17 protein-coding genes are annotated in these 17,075 nt (G+C 70.1%); 14 read left to right on the top strand and 3 right to left on the bottom strand.

Annotated elements, in window-relative coordinates:
- Positions 1 to 208: 208 nt before the first annotated feature.
- The 3 genes from ACFY1E_RS16870 to ACFY1E_RS16860 all read left to right on the top strand — a co-directional run bounded on the left by ACFY1E_RS16870 (position 209) and on the right by ACFY1E_RS16860 (position 3,404).
- Positions 209 to 739 carry a GNAT family N-acetyltransferase gene (locus ACFY1E_RS16870; protein ID WP_389076373.1) on the top strand — a complete coding sequence of 177 codons (531 nt, stop codon included), beginning with the start codon at positions 209 to 211 and terminating at the stop codon, positions 737 to 739.
- Between the two features lie 263 nt (positions 740 to 1,002).
- Complete coding sequence (locus ACFY1E_RS16865; protein ID WP_389076371.1) at positions 1,003 to 3,018, top strand: PrsW family intramembrane metalloprotease; 2,016 nt, start codon at positions 1,003 to 1,005, stop codon at positions 3,016 to 3,018.
- Positions 3,015 to 3,404, top strand: a complete 390-nt coding sequence (locus tag ACFY1E_RS16860; RefSeq protein WP_389076368.1) for a hypothetical protein — start codon at positions 3,015 to 3,017, stop codon at positions 3,402 to 3,404. The genes ACFY1E_RS16865 and ACFY1E_RS16860 overlap by 4 nt, the downstream gene beginning before the upstream one ends.
- A 93-nt stretch (positions 3,405 to 3,497) precedes the next feature.
- Here ACFY1E_RS16860 and ACFY1E_RS16855 read toward each other — a convergent pair whose 3' ends face one another.
- The gene (locus ACFY1E_RS16855; protein ID WP_389076366.1) at positions 3,498 to 4,223 is read right to left on the bottom strand and encodes an SDR family oxidoreductase; all 726 of its coding nucleotides are present in this window, start codon (positions 4,221 to 4,223) and stop codon (positions 3,498 to 3,500) included.
- 104 nt (positions 4,224 to 4,327) lie between these two features.
- Between ACFY1E_RS16855 and ACFY1E_RS16850 the strand changes: the two genes are divergently transcribed.
- Positions 4,328 to 5,176 (top strand): LysR family transcriptional regulator, encoded by an 849-nt coding sequence (locus tag ACFY1E_RS16850; RefSeq protein WP_389076364.1) that lies wholly within the window; start codon positions 4,328 to 4,330, stop codon positions 5,174 to 5,176.
- 66 nt (positions 5,177 to 5,242) lie between these two features.
- On the opposite strand, the gene ACFY1E_RS16845 is transcribed toward ACFY1E_RS16850, so the two are convergent.
- Entirely contained in the window at positions 5,243 to 5,620 is a 378-nt protein-coding gene (locus tag ACFY1E_RS16845) for a DUF192 domain-containing protein (protein ID WP_389076363.1), read from the bottom strand.
- 126 nt (positions 5,621 to 5,746) lie between these two features.
- Between ACFY1E_RS16845 and ACFY1E_RS16840 the strand changes: the two genes are divergently transcribed.
- The 3 genes from ACFY1E_RS16840 to ACFY1E_RS16830 all read left to right on the top strand — a co-directional run bounded on the left by ACFY1E_RS16840 (position 5,747) and on the right by ACFY1E_RS16830 (position 8,362).
- A complete protein-coding gene (locus tag ACFY1E_RS16840) occupies positions 5,747 to 6,508 on the top strand; it encodes a prepilin peptidase (RefSeq protein ID WP_389076361.1) in 762 nt (253 codons plus the stop codon).
- Between the two features lie 78 nt (positions 6,509 to 6,586).
- A complete protein-coding gene (locus ACFY1E_RS16835) occupies positions 6,587 to 7,459 on the top strand; it encodes an LLM class flavin-dependent oxidoreductase (RefSeq protein WP_389076358.1) in 873 nt (290 codons plus the stop codon).
- A 111-nt stretch (positions 7,460 to 7,570) separates the two neighbouring features.
- Entirely contained in the window at positions 7,571 to 8,362 is a 792-nt protein-coding gene (locus ACFY1E_RS16830; RefSeq protein WP_389076356.1) for an SAM-dependent methyltransferase, read from the top strand.
- A gap of 3 nt (positions 8,363 to 8,365) precedes the next feature.
- Here the strand turns inward: ACFY1E_RS16830 and ACFY1E_RS16825 are convergent, their stop codons facing one another.
- Positions 8,366 to 9,520 carry a winged helix DNA-binding domain-containing protein gene (locus ACFY1E_RS16825; RefSeq protein WP_389076353.1) on the bottom strand — a complete coding sequence of 385 codons (1,155 nt, stop codon included), beginning with the start codon at positions 9,518 to 9,520 and terminating at the stop codon, positions 8,366 to 8,368.
- 646 nt (positions 9,521 to 10,166) lie between these two features.
- Here ACFY1E_RS16825 and ACFY1E_RS16820 point away from each other — a divergent pair.
- From ACFY1E_RS16820 to ACFY1E_RS16790, 7 genes are all read left to right on the top strand, one after another.
- Complete coding sequence (locus ACFY1E_RS16820) at positions 10,167 to 10,940, top strand: isoprenyl transferase (RefSeq protein WP_389076351.1); 774 nt, start codon at positions 10,167 to 10,169, stop codon at positions 10,938 to 10,940.
- 329 nt (positions 10,941 to 11,269) lie between these two features.
- The gene (locus tag ACFY1E_RS16815; RefSeq protein WP_389076349.1) at positions 11,270 to 12,595 is read left to right on the top strand and encodes a PhoH family protein; all 1,326 of its coding nucleotides are present in this window, start codon (positions 11,270 to 11,272) and stop codon (positions 12,593 to 12,595) included.
- A 419-nt stretch (positions 12,596 to 13,014) separates the two neighbouring features.
- Positions 13,015 to 13,698 (top strand): transglycosylase SLT domain-containing protein, encoded by a 684-nt coding sequence (locus tag ACFY1E_RS16810; RefSeq protein WP_389076348.1) that lies wholly within the window; start codon positions 13,015 to 13,017, stop codon positions 13,696 to 13,698.
- A 138-nt stretch (positions 13,699 to 13,836) separates the two neighbouring features.
- On the top strand, positions 13,837 to 15,189 hold the full coding sequence (locus ACFY1E_RS16805; RefSeq protein WP_389076345.1) for an AI-2E family transporter: 1,353 nt from the start codon (positions 13,837 to 13,839) through the stop codon (positions 15,187 to 15,189).
- Positions 15,190 to 15,343: 154 nt separating this feature from the next.
- Entirely contained in the window at positions 15,344 to 16,171 is an 828-nt protein-coding gene (locus ACFY1E_RS16800) for a MarR family transcriptional regulator (RefSeq protein ID WP_389076342.1), read from the top strand.
- A 58-nt stretch (positions 16,172 to 16,229) separates the two neighbouring features.
- Complete coding sequence (locus ACFY1E_RS16795) at positions 16,230 to 16,622, top strand: roadblock/LC7 domain-containing protein (protein WP_389076340.1); 393 nt, start codon at positions 16,230 to 16,232, stop codon at positions 16,620 to 16,622.
- A gap of 4 nt (positions 16,623 to 16,626) precedes the next feature.
- On the top strand, positions 16,627 to 17,055 hold the full coding sequence (locus ACFY1E_RS16790; RefSeq protein ID WP_351462188.1) for a hypothetical protein: 429 nt from the start codon (positions 16,627 to 16,629) through the stop codon (positions 17,053 to 17,055).
- Positions 17,056 to 17,075 lie beyond the last annotated feature (20 nt).

The following is a 17,075-nucleotide window of genomic DNA, read 5'->3' as shown; positions in this document are numbered from 1 at the left end:
AGGGAGCGGGGCAGCCGTACCCGCGCGCCCTGCTTGCCGAGCGTTTCGGGCATTACGTGACGGACGAGGAGTCCGTGGAGATGCGGCGCAGGATGCGGGAGGTCACCGTCGCTCACCGGGCTGCTCTGGCAGGCGGGGAAGTGTCTCGCTGAACCTGGCCGGTCGCTCATGTCGGAACCGCGCATCGAGCCAGACACGTCGTCTGATCGTGACGACTTCCCAGACTCTGCTGCGGACTGCCGGCCTCGACGACCTGGATCGGATCACCGACCTGCACACGCGGGCGCGCACCGCGTACTACCAGGCGGGCGGATTCTCGGAGCCGGATCTCACTTCTCCTGAGGCGCGCTCCAGCCGACGGGAGATGTGGATGCGCGCCATCGGGGACGACACCAGGACGGTGCTGTGCGCAGTGCGCGGAGGCGAGACCGTAGGCATCCTGGCGATGGGCCCGCCCCTGGATCCTGAGGTGGACGCCGCAGCTGCCGGTCAGCTCTACCAGATCCATGTTCGCCCCGGGAGTTGGGGACAAGGGATCGGCACTCGGCTGCACGCGGCATTCGTGCAGCGGCTTCGCGATGGGTCCCTCACGACCGGCGTGCTGGAAGCATGGGAGCGCAACAGCCGGGCTCAGGCCTTCTACGCCCGGCACGGATGGAAGCCTGACGGGCACCATAGGCCCGGTCCGGGTGACGCGAACTATGTGCGCCTGCGCCTCGAGTTGAGTCCCTCGATCTGAGCACCTGAGCTGGGGCCTCTGACGCCGGGGGAGGAGGTGCTACAGCAAGTGATCGACTGTGCCTGCTCTGATCTCCAGGCCCTACCGTCCGTTCTCCCTGGCGGGCATGTTCATGGGGCGAATGTTGCGCACCCATCGGATCGCCACCGGCACCATCAATCCACCCAGAAGCAAAGGCAAGTTAATCGTTGTAGTCATCGACTGGCCGAACTGACATGATGTTCGCGTTAGCAACGTACTTGCTTTGGGGGAGCGGGGCTTGCGTGACCGTACTCATGATGGCCGCGGCCGTGTACGGGGTTCTCCAGCTGTTCGTGCTGTCGTATCCGACGCGCTCGGTGCGCCTCGGCACGGTGCTGCTGGCGCTGATCGTGGGCGTCTACGTCTGCGGAACGGCCGTGGCCCTGCTGGAACTGACGTACACCAGGGTGATCGCCGACCGGACCGGCCAGTCTCTGATCGACGTCGTGAACGCCACGTCCTACACCACGGCTCCCTGGGTGGAGGAACTGGTAAAGGTCTTGCCTTTGTTGGTCGTAGGGCTGCATGCCAACGTACGGCGGCAGTGGGGCCTGGCAGACTTCACCGTGCTGGGAGCCGGGCTGGGCGCTGGATTCGGTCTGCTGGAAGCGCTGCTGCGTTACTCCCTGGACGCGGATCGGGCGTTTGCACGTCACGGCGGCTGGATCGTCCCGGACAGCCTCTCCCCGCCGTACATCCCCGGCCCGAGCCAGGTGCTCACCTCCTGGCTGCCCGCCCCGGCTGCGTCACTGGACCTCGGGCAGACCGGTGACATCTCCGTCCCCACCTTCAACCACCTGGTGTGGACAGCCCTGGCGGGACTGGGAGTTGGCCTCGTGTGGCGGGCGAAGGGCTGGGCGAAGCCGCTGGCGGTGGTTCCGCTCGTCGCGTCCGTGGCGCATCACACCCTGAACAACTATGTCGTCCAGCACCCGACCGACAGGCAGGCCAAGCAGTGGCTGGAGCACCTGGACGGCAAGCTGTGGCTCGCCCCTCTGGTGGCACTGCTCCTGGCGATGGCCGTCGACTGGGTCTGCCTGCGTCGGGGGAAGCGGCGAATACCTGGCCTGCTGCTGTCGGCGGAGCGGGCGGACGGGGACACCGCTGCCGTGCTGATCCGCTACGCAAGCCGGCGCCTTCCGTGGACCCTCCTGATCGCGCTGCGCTTCGTACGCTTGCGACGAGCCCTCTGCTACGAGGCGGCAGTCACCCCGCCCTCTGCCCTCGAGCCGGTACGCGTGGCAGTGGCCGATGTCGCCACGCGGATCGATGCCACTGACCACGAACGGGCCTGGCGTACGGCCGACATACGCGCCCATGTGAGAGCGGCCAGAGCCGCTGGGGGCGGCCGCAGGCGGCTTGTGCTGCTGGTCCCGTGCCTCCTGCTGCTCCCGTCTGTCCTCTTCCTCTGCGTCGGCTCGTTCAAGTCGACGGCCCGACTCCAGCACTACTTCACCACTGGTAGCGGACCGAAGGTGCTGCTGGCTTTCGCGATGGCCGCCCTGGTGTGGATCGCCTGGCAGCTGGCGATCCTGCTGCGCACTTGGCGGCAGGCCACCGCCCATCCGCTGGGCGAGCAACTCGCCACCCACCGCTTGCGATTCGCTTCGGCGCTGGCCTCTGCGACGATCGGAGCGCTCTTGCTCTGGCGCAGCGCGGGGCCGGCCGGTCCTGACGGGCGCGTCATCCCTGCGGCCCACCTGCTCGACGCCCTGAACCACTTCCTCGTCTACCTGGGCTTCGCCCTGCTTCTTCTCTCCCTGCTCGCGCTCTTTCCGCCGGGAGCCGGGCTGGCGCTTGCCGGTGTCTCCGCGTGGGGCGAAGGCGCCGTGGGAGCCGTGCTTGCCGCGCGGCTCGGCGCGGCGGGCCTCGCCTTGATGGCTGCTGGGGCGGTCGGCGGAGGGCCGGGTAGCGCAGGCGGCGGGACCGGGCAATCTCCGGGCACCTCTCCTGCGAAGCAGGCTCCGACTGCTTCCGGCGACGCGCTCGGAGGACAGCGGACGGCATCCGGTATCGCAAAATGGGCGCGCGAGCAGGGGTGGACCGAAACACAGACGGAGAACGGCCCGCCGAAGTTCGTCGATGAGAACGGGATAGTCCGTGTGACGTTGAAGCAGGGGAGCAGCCGTGCGCCGGGCAGCGGCATGCCGCATGTGGAAATCAGGAATGCCCAAGGGGAGAGAATTGACCCGAACGGGAATCTCGTCACAAGGAAGAGTCCGGGTAACCACACGCCGATCACATGGGATCTGCCATGACCGCTAAAAAGGTCGACTATGCACAGTTGGATGGATTTGCGAACTTCTACCTGGAGGACAGTTTTGTTTTGGAGGTGAAAGCTACTCCAGGATCTCTGGTTCTTGAGGTGGAACTCGTTCTCACTCCCCAGCACCCCGCATACCACCCGCCTGCCCCCGGTGAGCAGCACTGTTACGCGCGGGCGACGATCGAATTCCCGAAGGTACGCAACCTGATGTGGGCCGACCAGGGAACACCTCCGGCCGTGGACGCCTCGGGGGCCAAGGACTTCGGGGGTATCGATGCGCTCTTCTGGAATGGTTCGGTATTTCATGTGGAGGGAGACTGGGGAGCGATTGACGTGGCGTCGGCTCCACCTGTCGTCAGGCTGTTCCCCGAACTGTGAGTGAGTGCCAAGGAAACGGAATAGGCATACTCCGTGCGGTTCTCGTCGCCAGCGCGCGGCGTCGAGCCGGTGCAGCCGGACGTTCGGGTCACGTCACCACGGCACCACCCCCGCATCCTCGAAGAACCCGCCCGTAGGCCCGTCGTCCGGCAGCGTCGCCAGGTGGATGGCGATCGCCGCGCCCTGTTCCGGGGTGCGGACGCCGCGGAAGCCGTTGAGGTCGGTCGCGCAGTAGCCGGGGCAGGCGGCGTTGATCAGGATGTTCGTGTCGTGCAGCTCCCTGGCGTACTGGACGGTGACGGCGTTGAGGAACGTCTTCGAAGGCGCGTAGGCAACGGCGATCGGGCCCGTTTCGGTGCCGGGAGTGGTCTGCCGGGTGAGGGAACCGACACTGCTGGACATGTTCACGATCCGCGGCGACGCCGACCGGCGCAGCAGAGGCAGCATCGCGTTGGTGACGCGGATGACGCCGATCACGTTCGTCTCCACGGCCGCCCGCACCGTGTCGAGGTCGACCGCGGTGGGCGTCTGCGGCATGCCGCCGGTGATCCCGGCGTTGTTGACGAGCACGTCCAGGCGCCCCGTGCGGTCCTCCAACAGCTCGGCGGCCGCGGCCACGCTCGCGTCGTCGGTCACGTCGAGCGGTACGCCGAACGCGTCCACGCCGGCCGCGTGCAGCTTCGCCACGGCGGCCTCGCACCGCTCCTCGTTCCGGGCGGCGACACCGACCCTCCAGCCGAGGGCACCCAGCCCGGCCGCGATCTCGTAGCCGATTCCCTTGTTCGCGCCGGTCACCAGCGCGATCGTCTGTTCGCTCATGCGGTCAATCCTGTCCGGGCAGGGCGGAAGCAGGCCAACACCGATCGGGTGGGCAGCGATACCGCACGGGTATCGATCCCGGTTCGGGCCGGTACGCTGGCGGTGTGGAGACGCGTGAGCTGCGGTACTTCGTCGCCGTCGCCGAGGAGCTGCACTTCGGGAGGGCCGCACAGCGGCTCGGGATCGCACAGCCCCCGCTGTCGCGGACGATCCGCCAACTCGAACGGCGCCTCGGGGCGGTCCTGCTGGAACGCACCAGCCGCACGGTCGCCCTGACCGAGGCCGGCTCGGTGCTCCTGCGGGAGGCCCGCGCTGCACTGGACGCGGTCGAGGCCGCCGAGCGTCGCACCCGGCGCGCAGCCCTCGCCGCGGGCGGCCAGGCCGGAGTGGTCCTCGCCTCGAAGGCCGGCGCGTCCAGCGAACTGCTGGCGAAACTGCTCGACACCTACGCCGCCGAGCCCGATGCGGCCCCCGTCGAGGTGCTCCTGTGCGGAATCGGCGAGCAGGAACGACTGCTGCGCGACGGCCGGGCGGACGTGGCTCTGCTGCATCTGCCGTTCGACGCGACGGCAGGGCTCGACACCGAAGAGCTCTGCACGGAACGACAGGTCGCGATCCTGCCGGCCGGACACCCCCTCACCAGCCGGGCCCATGTGCAGATGGCCGACGTCAGCGGGTTGCCCGATCTGCCGATGCCACGCTGGCCCGGCCGGGACGGCAAGTACCCCGACGGCCCGGGCCCGCAGGCCCGGGACCATGCGCAGCTGTACCAGCTGATCGCGCTCGGCCGCGCTTGCTGGATCGCGCCGGAGTCGAGCCGGGCCCAGCTGCGCGACGACGTCGTCGCCGTGCCGGTTCTGGACGCGCCGAAGGTCACGACGGTCATCGCCTGGCCACCACACAGCCGCTCCCGGGCCGTCGCGGGCCTCGTCCGCACCGCGACCCGTCTCTAGGACTGTCGTTCGGATCAGCCCGGAGTCGACAGGCCCTGGCAGAACAGCCCGGGAACCGCAGGCCGCTCAGCCGTCGACCCGCACCTCCACCCGGGCTCCCACCCCGACCCCCCACCCCGCCATCGCCCCGGCCTCCGACTCCAGCACATGCCGCGAGCGGAGCCGGGGCAGCCCCAGCCGCCAGGGCTTCATGGTGAGCACGGCGATGACGGTCAGCTCGCGGTCGAGATAGGCGACGTCGATGGGCATCCGCATCCGGAACGTGTGCACGCTGTTGGCTGGGGAGAGCAGCATCGCCCCGTCGACCGAGTCCCGCCCCAACAGCCCTTTCGTACGGGCGCGGTAGGAGGTGGCGATCTCCAGGGGGACGGCGACGGCGCCCGCCCCGCCACCCACCGTACGCACGATCAACTTCCCCGGCCCGTCCGCCCACTGCCGTCCCACCCCGAGGCCCCCTCCCACCGCCGCCGTCCGCTGCCTGGAACCGAAGGTATCCGCTCCGCACGGCAGTGGGCCCCGTAGGCCCAGGGGCCCGTGCCGTCCGGCCCGCGCCGGGCATAGGGTCCCGCCGTGCGCACACTCCTCATCCTCGTGGCGGCTCTGTGGGGCGCGGGAGCGGGCCTGCTCCTGTCCCGAGCCGCCCACCGCTTCTCGGTCGACCCGGATCAGCCGTGGCGCGACCGCTGCCCCGCGGGCCACCGGATCACGGGCGCCTTCTCCGGCTGGCTGGGCAGGGCGGACTGCCGACAGACCGAAGGGGCAGAGGGGGCAGGGGTGTGCGGTCCGTACGGGCCGAGCACGGTGGCCGTCTCCATCGCAACCGCCCTCGCCTGTACGGCCCTTGCCGCCGCAGCCGGGCCCCACCCCGAGACGGCGGTCTGGGTGCTCCTCACCCCCGTCGCCGTCCTGCTGACCCTCGTCGACCACCGGGTCCACCGCCTCCCCGACGTCCTGACGCTGCCGCTGGCCGCCACGACCGCCGCCCTCCTGGGTGTCGCCGCCGCCCTCCCCTCCGCCACGGGATCGTGGCCCACGGCCCTCCTCGGCGGCCTGACCCTGGGCGCCGCCTACCTCGTCCTCTTCCTCATCCACCCGTCCGGCATGGGCTTCGGCGACGTGAAACTCGCCCTCGCCCTGGGCACGGCCCTCGGCTGGTACGGCTGGCAGATCCTGCTGACGGGCGCTTTCGCGGGCCTTCTCTACGGCTCGGTGTACGGCTTCGGGATGGTTCTCGCCCGCCGCGCGGGCCGCAAGTCGGCCGTTCCGCTCGGCCCGTTCATGATCGGCGGGGCATTCACGGGGCTGCTGCTGGGCGCAGTCGCGGCGGCTTGACGGGCGAACTCCGCACACCGGAGGCAGCGGTGCATAAAGGAGTTGTTCCGTTCGTTCCCGCCCGGATAGGAAGAGGCCATGACTGGACTCGGCGCTGTGTTCCGACCCCAACTGCCTCCCGAGCGTCTCAGGGACGTCGCCCGCCTCGCGGACGAGAGCGGCCTCGAGGAGCTCTGGCTCTGGGAGGACTGCTTCCGGGAGGGCGGGATCTCCACGGCCGCTGCCGCCCTGGCCTGGACCGAGCGGCTCCGGGTGGGCGTCGGACTGCTGCCGGTGCCACTGCGCAACGTCGCCATCACCGCCATGGAGACCGCCGCGCTGCACCGGATGTTCCCGGAACGTGCCGTCGTCGCCGTAGGGCACGGGGTGCAGGACTGGATGGGGCAGGTCGGGGCGCGGGTCGAGTCGCCCGTCACACTGCTCCGTGAGCACCTGGTCGCGCTGCGGGCCCTGCTTGGCGGTGAGCGGGTGACGACCGAGGGGCGCTACGTCCGGCTCGACGACGTCGCGCTCGACTGGCCGCCCGCCGGGCCCGTGCCCGTGCTGGCCGGCGCCACCGGGCCGCGTTCGCTGAGGCTGGCCGGGGAGGCGGCCGACGGCACGATCCTCACCGCGTCGACCACGGCCGACGGCGTACGGCGGGCCCGTCGGCTCATCGACGAGGGCCGGGAGTCCGCCGGTCGCACCGACCCGCACCAGGTGGTCGTGTACCTCCTCACCGCCACCGGCCCGGACGCCGCCGCCCGACTCCGCGCCGAACTCGCCGACGAGGGCCTGGAGTCGGTCCCCGACCTCGGGGTCGCCGGAGACGCCGGAGCCGTGGCCAAGGCCGTACAACGCCTGGCGGACGCAGGCGCAGACAGGGTGATCCTGCAGCCGACGGGCGACGAGCCGGACCCCGAGGGCTTCGTACGGTTCGCGGCGCAAGAGGTCAGACCGCTGGTCCCATGACCAGGGTTCGCACAGTCCACGACGGTTCAGCAGCGCCCCTGAAGGGGCGCGGGGCTGCATCGATATGCGGCTCCGCCGCGTGGGCGCGACCAGCCACGACGGAGCCGCAGAATGCCCCGTAGCGAAACCCACCACTTCGAGGCCCTCCTCGCCGAAGGCGCAGCCGTACCCACCGAAGGCTGGGACTTCTCCTGGTTCAAGGGCCGCGCCACGGAGCAGCGGCCCTCCTGGGGCTACGCCACCGCGCTGGCAGGCCGCCTCGCCGAAGCCACCGCCACGCTGGACATCCAGACCGGCGGAGGCGAGGTCCTGGACTTCGCCCTGGGCCGGGCCGAGAAGCCACCGGTGCTCACCGCCGCGACCGAGGGCTGGCCGCCCAACGCGGCCAAGGCCACCGCCCTGCTCCGCCCCCACGGCACCGTGGTCGTCTCCGTGCCCGAGGACGCCCCGCTCCCCTTCGCGGACGGCGCCTTCGCCCTCGTCAGCAGCCGGCACCCGGTGACCCCGCACTGGACGGAGATCTCCCGCGTCCTGGAGCCCGGCGGCACCTACTTCGCCCAACACGTCGGCCCACGCAGCGTCTTCGAACTCGTCGAGCGGTTCCTCGGCCCCCTGGGACCGGAGATCAGCGCCGACCGCCACCCCGACCACGAACGCGCCGGCGCCGAAGCCGCAGGCCTGGAGATCGTCGACCTGCGTGCCGAACGGCTCCGCATCGAGTTCCACGACATCGCAGCCGTCGTCCACTTCCTCCGCAAGGTGATCTGGATGGTCCCGGACTTCACGGTCGAGGCGTACGAGGACCGGCTGCGCGCCCTGCACCAACAGATCGAGGCCGAGGGCCCGTTCGTGGCGCACAGCACCCGCCACCTCTTCGAGGCGCGCAAGCCGCACCGCCGATGAGCCCTAAGCGTGCGCTCCGGCCGTCACCTCCCCGATCACCAACTCCGCCTGCGCCTCCAGCACCTCGCCGACCCGCTCCACCTGCTCGCCCAGCTCCCGCTCCTGCCGCGCCGTCAGCCGTCCGAGCGGCTCCACCGTGACGGTCGTACGGCGTCCCCGGCGCCGCTGGTGCCACACTCCCGCCACCACGCCGTCCACCAGCAGCACCGGATAGTTGCCCGCCTGGCCGCCCGCCAGCGCGCGTCCGTAGGCGGCCCCCGGGAACAGCAGCTCCCGGGGCTGCGCGGCGATGCCGTACGCGTCGAAGTACGGCAGCAGCCGGACCCCGGGCAGCCGCCCCTGAGGGACCTCCGTGTCGCCCGCCACGACCCAGCAGCCCCTCGCCCCCTCGAAGACGACCTCCTCGATCTCCCCCGCCCCGGCGAGTGTGCCGAACAGCTTGGCGGCCCAACCGCCGGGCGCCGCCAGCCACTTGGCGAAGTTCTGCGGGGTCGCCGGGCCGTATGCGCGCAGATAACGGAGTACCAGCTCGCGCAGCGCCTCGTCCGGCGGCAGCGGAGTGAAGTGCGGCGGGCGGGTGTACGTCACCTTGCGGCCGCGGTTCGGGCCGAAGCACAGGGCGCCGGACTGGCCGGCCCGGTGCAGCACCTGCCGCCAGCGCGGCCACAGGTCCTGGAACGCGGGCATCACCCGGTCGCCGGCCCAGGAACCGGTGCGCGCGACGACCTCCTCGCTCAGTTCGTCGACGGTCAGGGAGACCCCTTCCAGGGCATCCCCGATCGCCGCCACGATCTGCCGTGCCTGCTCCTCGGTGACCCGTACCGCCGGTGCGAACGGGCCGGCGGTGGACGGTACGGCGGGCAAGGCCGAGCACCACAGAGGCAGTTCGCGTGCGGGCAGCAGATGTACGGTCCCGCGCGGGCCGTGCGTCTTCACCAGCGTCCGCTCGTCCCACAGTGCGGCGCGCACCGCTGCCCGCGTCGTCTTTGCCGTCCGCACCCCCACCGACACCTCGGCCGCCGACAGCACCTGCGCATGCGCGGCGAGCATCGCGTCGACCACATCGGCGACCGCCGTGCCCGGCTCGGCAGGGTTGGCCAGGAACTGCCGTTCCAGTCGGCGCGCGCTCGCCTCGTTCCAGCTGATCCTCAGGGTCATGGGACGACCGTAGGTCCCAAGGAGGTCAGTTTCTGTCCTAGATGGACGTTCGGTGTGCGGATGCGGGCGGTTTCCACATCGTTATCCCCGAGAGTCGATTCCAGTCCCATGGGTCACGTAAGTTCAGACCAAGGTAATTCGCGTGAGCAAAGCTGCGCGGCGGCACCGCGCAGTGGAGGGGGCTGCGCGGTGCCGTATCCCGTCAAATCGGCGCTCGCGGGCCGGGTCACCCGGCTGGGGGATGCGGGGACAACTCGCCGAACAAGCCCCAAGACGCGGCAAACCCTCCGGATCACTGCGCTTCCCGCACGTTTTCCCTGGAAATCCGCTGTGATCCGGCCATGAGCCCGCCATGAAAGTGCCTCTCCATGGCCATCGGCGCGTCGTCGTTCGAATTCGGAGAGTAGTTGTGGCACGCCGATGCACCCAGCAGCACTTACGAAGGGTTATGGTGGAAACCCCCCCTCGGGCCGGTCCGTCTCCCCCCCACGGACCGGCCCGTTTTCTGTGCGCCCCACCACCCCTTGAGAGAGCCGTGGTGGAGCCGGGGGTAGGCTTCGCCTCCGGGGACCGCCATACGGACAGGATCGCCCTCCACACTCCTGGGCCGCGCCTGTCCGATCCGTACGGAGGGGCTGACAATCACGTGAACCTGCGCGACAAGCTGCGCGGCCTGCTGGTCAGGCTGTACGCACGCCGGGTGGAAGGCCACCTGGACCACGCTCAGGTGCCCAAGCACATCGGCGTCATCATGGACGGCAACCGACGCTGGGCGAAGGCCGCGGGCTCCTCCACCGAGCACGGCCACCGGGCCGGTGCCGAGAAGATCGAGGAGTTCCTCGGCTGGTGCAGCGAGACGGACGTCGAGGTCGTCACCCTCTGGCTGCTGTCGACGGACAACTTCGACCGGCCCCAGGAAGAACTCGGCCCGCTCCTCGGGATCATCGAGGACGTCGTGAAGACCCTCGCCGCCGACGGCCGCTGGCGGGTGCACCACGTCGGCACCCCCGACCTGCTCCCGCCGCAGATGCAGACCACCCTGAAGGAGGCCGAGGAGGCCACCGCCGGCATCGACGGGATACTGGTCAACGTCGCCATCGGATACGGCGGCCGCCAGGAGATCGCCGACGCGGTGCGTTCCATGCTCCTCGACGCCCAGGAAAAGGGCACCTCGATGGAGGACCTCGCCGAGGCCGTCGACGTCGACATGATCGGCCGCCACCTCTACACCGGCGCCCAGCCCGACCCCGACCTGGTGATCCGTACCAGCGGTGAGCAGAGGTTGTCCGGATTCATGCTCTGGCAGACCGCGCACTCGGAGTACTACTTCTGCGAGGTCTTCTGGCCGGCCTTCCGCAAGGTCGACTTCCTGCGCGCCCTGCGTGACTACGCGGCGCGACACCGGCGTTACGGCGGCTGACGCGCCGTACCCCTCCGAAGGGCGCGCGAGTACCCCGATTTGGGGCATCCGTAACAAGGAGTTCACCAGGGTGCCGTCATATGCGTCGGCATGGTGACGCATGTTCGAGGGCATAAGCCAGTCAGGTCGATGCCCGAACCACGGGTGTCGGATCTCAGCGGGCGGCACGGGGCCGTCCGCCCGGGAGGCCCTTTGCACCAGCCCGACCGTGCGGTTCCAGCACGGAAGAACAGGCGGAGGGCCGGTTTTCGGCCCGTGCATCGCGGCCGTCGACCGGCCCAGCTCCACTCCGTCGCTCCCCGACCTCATCCGAGGGGGTACGTCCTTCCGTGGTGACCAGCACAAAGCGCCACAAGCCAGACCGGCGCACCTATGTTCTCGACACCAGCGTCCTGCTGGCCGACCCGAACGCCCTGAGCCGCTTCGACGAGCACGAGGTAGTGCTCCCCATCGTCGTGGTCACGGAGCTGGAGGCCAAGCGGCACCATCCCGAGCTCGGCTACTTCGCCCGGCAGGCCCTCAGGCTGCTGGACGAGTTCCGGGTGCGGCACGGCCGCCTCGATGCCCCCATCCCGATCGGGGACCTCGGCGGCACCGTACGTGTCGAGCTCAATCACTCGGACCCCAGCGTGCTGCCGACCGGCTACCGCCTGGGGGACAACGACTCCCGCATCCTCGCGGTCGCCCGCAATCTGCAGGCCGAGGGGTTCGACGTCACCGTCGTGTCGAAGGACCTGCCGCTCAGGATCAAGGCCTCGTCCGTCGGTCTCCTCGCCGAGGAGTACCGCGCGGAACTCGCCATCACGGACTCCTCCGGCTGGACCGGTATGTCCGAACTGACCCTGCCCGGCGAGCAGGTGGACCTCCTCTTCGAGGAAGGGCACGTGTATGTGCCCGAAGCGTCCGACCTTCCCGTGCACACGGGGCTGACCATCCAGTCGGAGCGCGGCAAGGCGCTCGGCCGGGTCACCGCCGAGGGCAACATCCGTCTGGTGCGCGGCGACCGGGAGGCCTTCGGCATCAAGGGCAGGAGCGCGGAGCAGCGGATCGCGCTCGATCTGCTCCTCGACCCGGACGTCGGGATCGTGTCCATGGGCGGCCGGGCCGGCACGGGCAAGTCGGCGCTCGCGCTGTGCGCGGGACTGGAGGCGGTGCTGGAGCGGCGCCAGCACCAGAAGGTGATGGTCTTCCGGCCGCTGTACGCGGTCGGCGGGCAGGAACTCGGCTATCTCCCCGGCTCCGAGGCCGAGAAGATGAGCCCCTGGGCGCAGGCGGTCTTCGACACGCTGTCCGCGGTCACCAGCCGCGAGGTCATCGAGGAGGTCACCGCACGCGGAATGCTGGAGGTCCTTCCGCTCACCCACATCCGCGGACGCTCGCTGCACGACGCGTTCGTGATCGTGGACGAGGCGCAGTCACTGGAACGGAACGTACTGCTGACCGTTCTGTCCCGAATCGGCGCCAATTCACGGGTGGTTCTCACCCATGACGTGGCACAGAGGGACAATCTGCGCGTCGGCCGCTACGACGGTGTCGTCGCCGTGGTCGAGAAGCTGAAGGGGCATCCGCTCTTCGCGCATGTGACGCTGACCCGGTCCGAGAGGTCCCAGATCGCGGCGCTTGTGACCGAAATGCTCGAAGACGGGCAGATCTGAGACGGGCCGCCAAGTGTGAGGTAGTTCAAGGCCAGTTGGCGCCGTCCCACAAAGGCTGTGAGCCTAGTGGGGCGGCGCCTTCGCGTGTTGCTGCTTCTCAAAATCCCTGGGGTCAAACGGGATGTGAGCTTTCACACGCAACTCAGAATTGCCACCCGGCGTCCGGTTACGGCAGAGTCTCACTCCTGTCAGGCCCCGCATACGACACACCTGTACCCCCAGCGGTACGGCACCACACGAGCACCACAGCTAACTCCACAGCGTCGTCGTATGCCGCCCGAGCACCACGCGGCGCTCCCCTCGCGGGAGTTGCCCACCGGGCCCGCGCCTCCCGTGACCCATTAGTTGGGAGGCCAGCGTCAGGGGCACGATTGCGTCCGCCAGGGTCACCGAAGCGGGCGATGCTGGAAGGAAACCGTGTGAGCCGGATTTCGGTCCGGGGATTCGCAGTGGCCTCGGCCACCGCGGTCACCGCCGTCGGAAGCGTTGTCGGAGTTGCCTCGGGCAGCACCGCCCAGACCAACGACGCCGAGGCGACGGCAAGCGACGCGACGCTCCTGGCGGACATACCCGCGGGCCAGCAGGCCCAGGTCCAGACCGCCTCCCTGACGCAGCAGGCCGACGCCCAGGCCATCCAGGCCGACGCGAGCGCCAAGAAGGACGCCGAGGAGGCCGCCCGCAAGGCTGCCGCCGACACCGCGATCGCCAAGAAGGCGGCGGCGGAGAAGGCTGCCAAGGAGGCCAAGGAGCGCGCCGAGGCCAAGGAGAAGGCCAGCCGCAGCGCCGGTGACTTCCCGATCCAGAGCTCGTACTCGGTCGCCGAGATCCAGGCGATGGCACGGCAGATGGTGCCGAGCGGCCAGTTCCAGTGCTTCAGCTACATCGTGGACCACGAGTCCAGCTGGAACTACCACGCGGTCAACGCCTCCTCCGGCGCCTACGGCCTCTTCCAGGCGCTGCCCGCCTCGAAGTACTCCTCGGCCGGCTCCGACTGGCAGACCAACCCGGCCACGCAGATCAAGTGGGGCCTGAACTACATGAACAACCGCTACGGCAGCCCGTGCGCGGCGCAGTCCTTCTGGGCCGCCAACCACTGGTACTAGGCGCTCCGCAGTTCTCCGCGCCCCTCTCAACCTTGCGTAGCCCCTCCCCGTCCTTAGGGGAGGGGCTTTCGCAATGTACGGTCGGACGCGACGACTCCGGGGGGAGTGGTGGGGAGAGACGGGGGAAGAGGACGGATCATGTCGCGAGTGCCAGGGTGGCTCGGCCGTATCGGTGCCGGTCTGACCGAGGTGAGTGAGCGGTTGGACGAGCGTCGCGCCGAGGTGGAGCGGGAGTCGGACGACCCGACGCCTTCGCCACGCAGGACGGCGACGCCGCCTGCGGACCACACCGCCGAGGCGCCGCCCGCGCCCGTCGTACGCCCCGACCCCGTGCAGGCCGTGCCGTGGAGCGTGCGCGTCGCGGCCGAGGCCGGCTGGCGGCTGCTGGTGCTCGCGGGCACGGTCTGGGTGCTGATGCGGGTCATCAGCGCCGTGCAACTCGTCGTCTTCGCCTTCGTCGTCGCCCTGCTCATCACGGCGCTGCTGCAGCCGACGGTGGCCCGCCTCAAGCGCCACGGGGTGCCGCGCGGTCCCGCCACCGCGCTCACCGCGATCCTCGGCTTCGTCGTCATGGGGCTGATCGGCTGGTTCGTGACCTGGCAGGTCATGGAGAACATCGACAACCTCTCCAACCAGATCCAGAGCGGCATCGACGACCTGCGCAACTGGCTGCTGAAGAGCCCCTTCCACGTCACCGACAAGCAGATCAACCAGATCGCCAAGAACCTGCGGGAGGCGGTCGGCGCGAACACCGACCAGATCACCTCCGCGGGCCTGGAAGGCGTCCAGGTCGTCGTCGAGGCCCTCACCGGCATCCTGCTGACCTTCTTCTCGACCCTCTTCCTCCTCTACGACGGCAGGCGCATCTGGGAGTGGACGCTGAAGCTGGTGCCGGCGGCGGCCCGCCCCGGTGTCGCGGGCGCCGGCCCGCGGGCCTGGCGCACGCTGACCGCCTATGTGCGCGGCACGGTGCTGGTGGCCCTGATCGATGCCATCTTCATCGGCCTGGGCATCTACTTCCTCAACGTCCCCATGGCCGTCCCGCTGGCCGTGTTCATCTTCCTGTTCTCCTTCATCCCGCTGGTCGGCGCGGTGGCCTCCGGCGCGCTGGCGGTGGTCGTCGCACTGGTCACCCAGGGCGTGTTCACGGCCGTGATGACGCTTCTGGTGGTCCTCGCGGTCCAGCAGATCGAGGGCCACATCCTGCAGCCCTTCATCCTTGGCCGAGCGGTACGCGTCCACCCCCTCGCGGTGGTCCTGTCGGTCGCGGCGGGCGGCATGGTCGCCGGAATCGGCGGCGCGGTGGTCGCCGTACCGCTGGTGGCGGTGACGAACACGGCGGTGGGGTACCTGAGGGCGTACTCGGCCGGACTTCTCCCCGCCGATCAGCAACCACCAGCCCGTCCGGCGATTGAGGACAAGGCCGTTCAGGCCGGAGCGGGGTCCGGGGGCGCAGCCCCCGTCGACGTCGCCGAAGACGCCGGCGCCTGACATCCGACGGCGCCTGAAACGAGCCCCCCGCTCGATCAAATGCGCACCGAACAAAGCGATTTGAACGAGCCCACGGTTCAACTTCCGCCACCTGGAGACAGGTCGGAAACCTGCACCCGGAATATGCGTTCGGACTGATACACCTTCCCGCGTGATGTCGGGCTACGACCTGTTGACGCGGGCCCTCGCCGCCTGTGGGCGCGACGGGTGGACCGGTGTCCTGCGCGTGTCCGGGGCACCCGGCGGCGCCCTGCACCTCCGGGACGGGCTCGTCGTCGCCGCCGAGTCGCCCGGGGCGCCGGGCCCCGAGACGCTGCTGCTGCGGTCCGGGCGGGTCGACGGCGAGCAGTGGGCCGCGCTGGTCCGGGAGGCCGGGGGCGCACGCTGGCCGGCCGCCGGCCTGATCGCCCACGGGTACGCCGGTGCCGCCCAGCTCAGGGTGGTGTGCGTGATGGCGCTGCAGGACGCGGCGTTCGCGATCCTCGCGGGCCGCGTCGACGGCTGCGAGCGCGCCCCGGACGGCATCGAACCGCCCGCTCCGGTCGCCGTGGGCGAGCCGCCCGCCCGGCTCCTTCAGGACGCGGCCCGCAAACTCGCCGCCCTCGCGGCCCTGCCCCGGCCCGTCCACCCCGACCGCGAACGGCCCGTCCCCGCCCCGCACTCCGGCGGCGGCCCGCACACCGCGCTGCAACGCGCGCTGCTGGAGCATGCCGACGGCCGCCGTACCGCCCGCGACCTGGCCTTCCGTGCCGGGCGGGGCGTCTACACCGTCACCGTCGAGGTCGCGCGGATGCTCGGCGAGGGGCTGCTGGAGTGCCCCGCCGCGCCCGCGCCCATCCCGGTGCTCGCACCCCCCGACGGCATTCGCCATCGCACCCCGCCGCCGCCCGCACCACCCCCGCCGCAACCGCCGACACCCGTCGACCTGCCCCGGCGCAGACCGGGCGGCTTCTTCCGCCTGCGGAACGGAACACCCAAATGAATCTGCCGAACAGCCGCGAAACACCAGAAATGCGAAGAGAAATAGGGGAGTTGAACATATGGATCACGAAGCTCTGGCGCTCGAAATGCGCGGCCTCCGGGAGCAGGTGACCGGGATCACCGACACCGCCGTCGCGGCGGCCGACGGACTGCTGATCGCCGCCGACACCGCCGACTCCATCGATCCGGAAGGTCTCGCCGCCCTCGCCGCGGCCGGCCTCGGCCTCGCCCGCCGCACCGCCCAGGCGACCGCCCGCGGCACGCTGCGCCGGACCGTGACGTACGGCAGTCACGGCTGCGCGGCCTTCTACGCCGTCGGTGACACTGCCCTGATGGTCGTGCTGGGCGACGAGGGCCTGGACGTCGACCGTCTGCACCGGGTGACTCAGCCCGCCCTGGACCGCATCGGCTCGATCCTCACGCACCAGAACAAGACAGCTGAAGGAGTCTGAAGGGATGGCGACGAAGCGTATGACCCCAGGTTTCTCCGACCAGGTGATGGGCCTGGTCAAGTCCCTCCGTACCGACGCCCCCGACTGTGTCGCCTCGGGCGTCGTCGACATGTCCACCGGCATGCTGCTGTCGTACGAGACCGTCGACAACCACCCGCCGGAGGTCCTCGACCTGCTGGCCGGCGCGACCCTCGACCTGTTCCAGGGGCGCACGGTCGTGATGATCGAGGACGTTTTCAAGGAGCGCCGCGGGATCCAGAGCGACAACCACTTCTTCCAGGAGATCCTGGTCAACAGTGAGAACCTCACACACCTGTTCGTGCGCATGAACGAGCAGCAGGACGTCGTCGCCGTCGTCGTCTGCCGCAAGTCGGTCAATGTGGGGATGCTGTTCGCGCAGGTACGGCGGGTGGTGCGGGAGTACGGCCTGTGAACGGACAGGGCCCCTCCCCG

Origin of the sequence: Streptomyces sp. NPDC001604, from assembly GCF_042893475.1 — a bacterium.
In the GTDB taxonomy this organism is placed as follows: Bacteria; Actinomycetota; Actinomycetes; order Streptomycetales; family Streptomycetaceae; genus Streptomyces.
Note: the sequence above shows the minus strand (reverse complement) of the source record. Positions and strands in the feature narration are given on the sequence as shown.

Excerpts from the sequence above, each read along its gene's own strand:
- ACFY1E_RS16860 (WP_389076368.1), top strand. The coding sequence starts at position 3,015 with ATGACCGCTAAAAAGGTCGACTATGCACAGTTGGATGGATTTGCGAAC.
- ACFY1E_RS16855 (WP_389076366.1), bottom strand. The coding sequence starts at position 4,223 with ATGAGCGAACAGACGATCGCGCTGGTGACCGGCGCGAACAAGGGAATC.
- ACFY1E_RS16835 (WP_389076358.1), top strand. The coding sequence starts at position 6,587 with ATGACTGGACTCGGCGCTGTGTTCCGACCCCAACTGCCTCCCGAGCGT.
- ACFY1E_RS16830 (WP_389076356.1), top strand. The coding sequence starts at position 7,571 with ATGCCCCGTAGCGAAACCCACCACTTCGAGGCCCTCCTCGCCGAAGGC.
- ACFY1E_RS16825 (WP_389076353.1), bottom strand. The coding sequence starts at position 9,520 with ATGACCCTGAGGATCAGCTGGAACGAGGCGAGCGCGCGCCGACTGGAA.
- ACFY1E_RS16805 (WP_389076345.1), top strand. The coding sequence starts at position 13,837 with ATGTCGCGAGTGCCAGGGTGGCTCGGCCGTATCGGTGCCGGTCTGACC.
- ACFY1E_RS16800 (WP_389076342.1), top strand. The coding sequence starts at position 15,344 with ATGTCGGGCTACGACCTGTTGACGCGGGCCCTCGCCGCCTGTGGGCGC.
- ACFY1E_RS16795 (WP_389076340.1), top strand. The coding sequence starts at position 16,230 with ATGGATCACGAAGCTCTGGCGCTCGAAATGCGCGGCCTCCGGGAGCAG.
- ACFY1E_RS16790 (WP_351462188.1), top strand. The coding sequence starts at position 16,627 with ATGGCGACGAAGCGTATGACCCCAGGTTTCTCCGACCAGGTGATGGGC.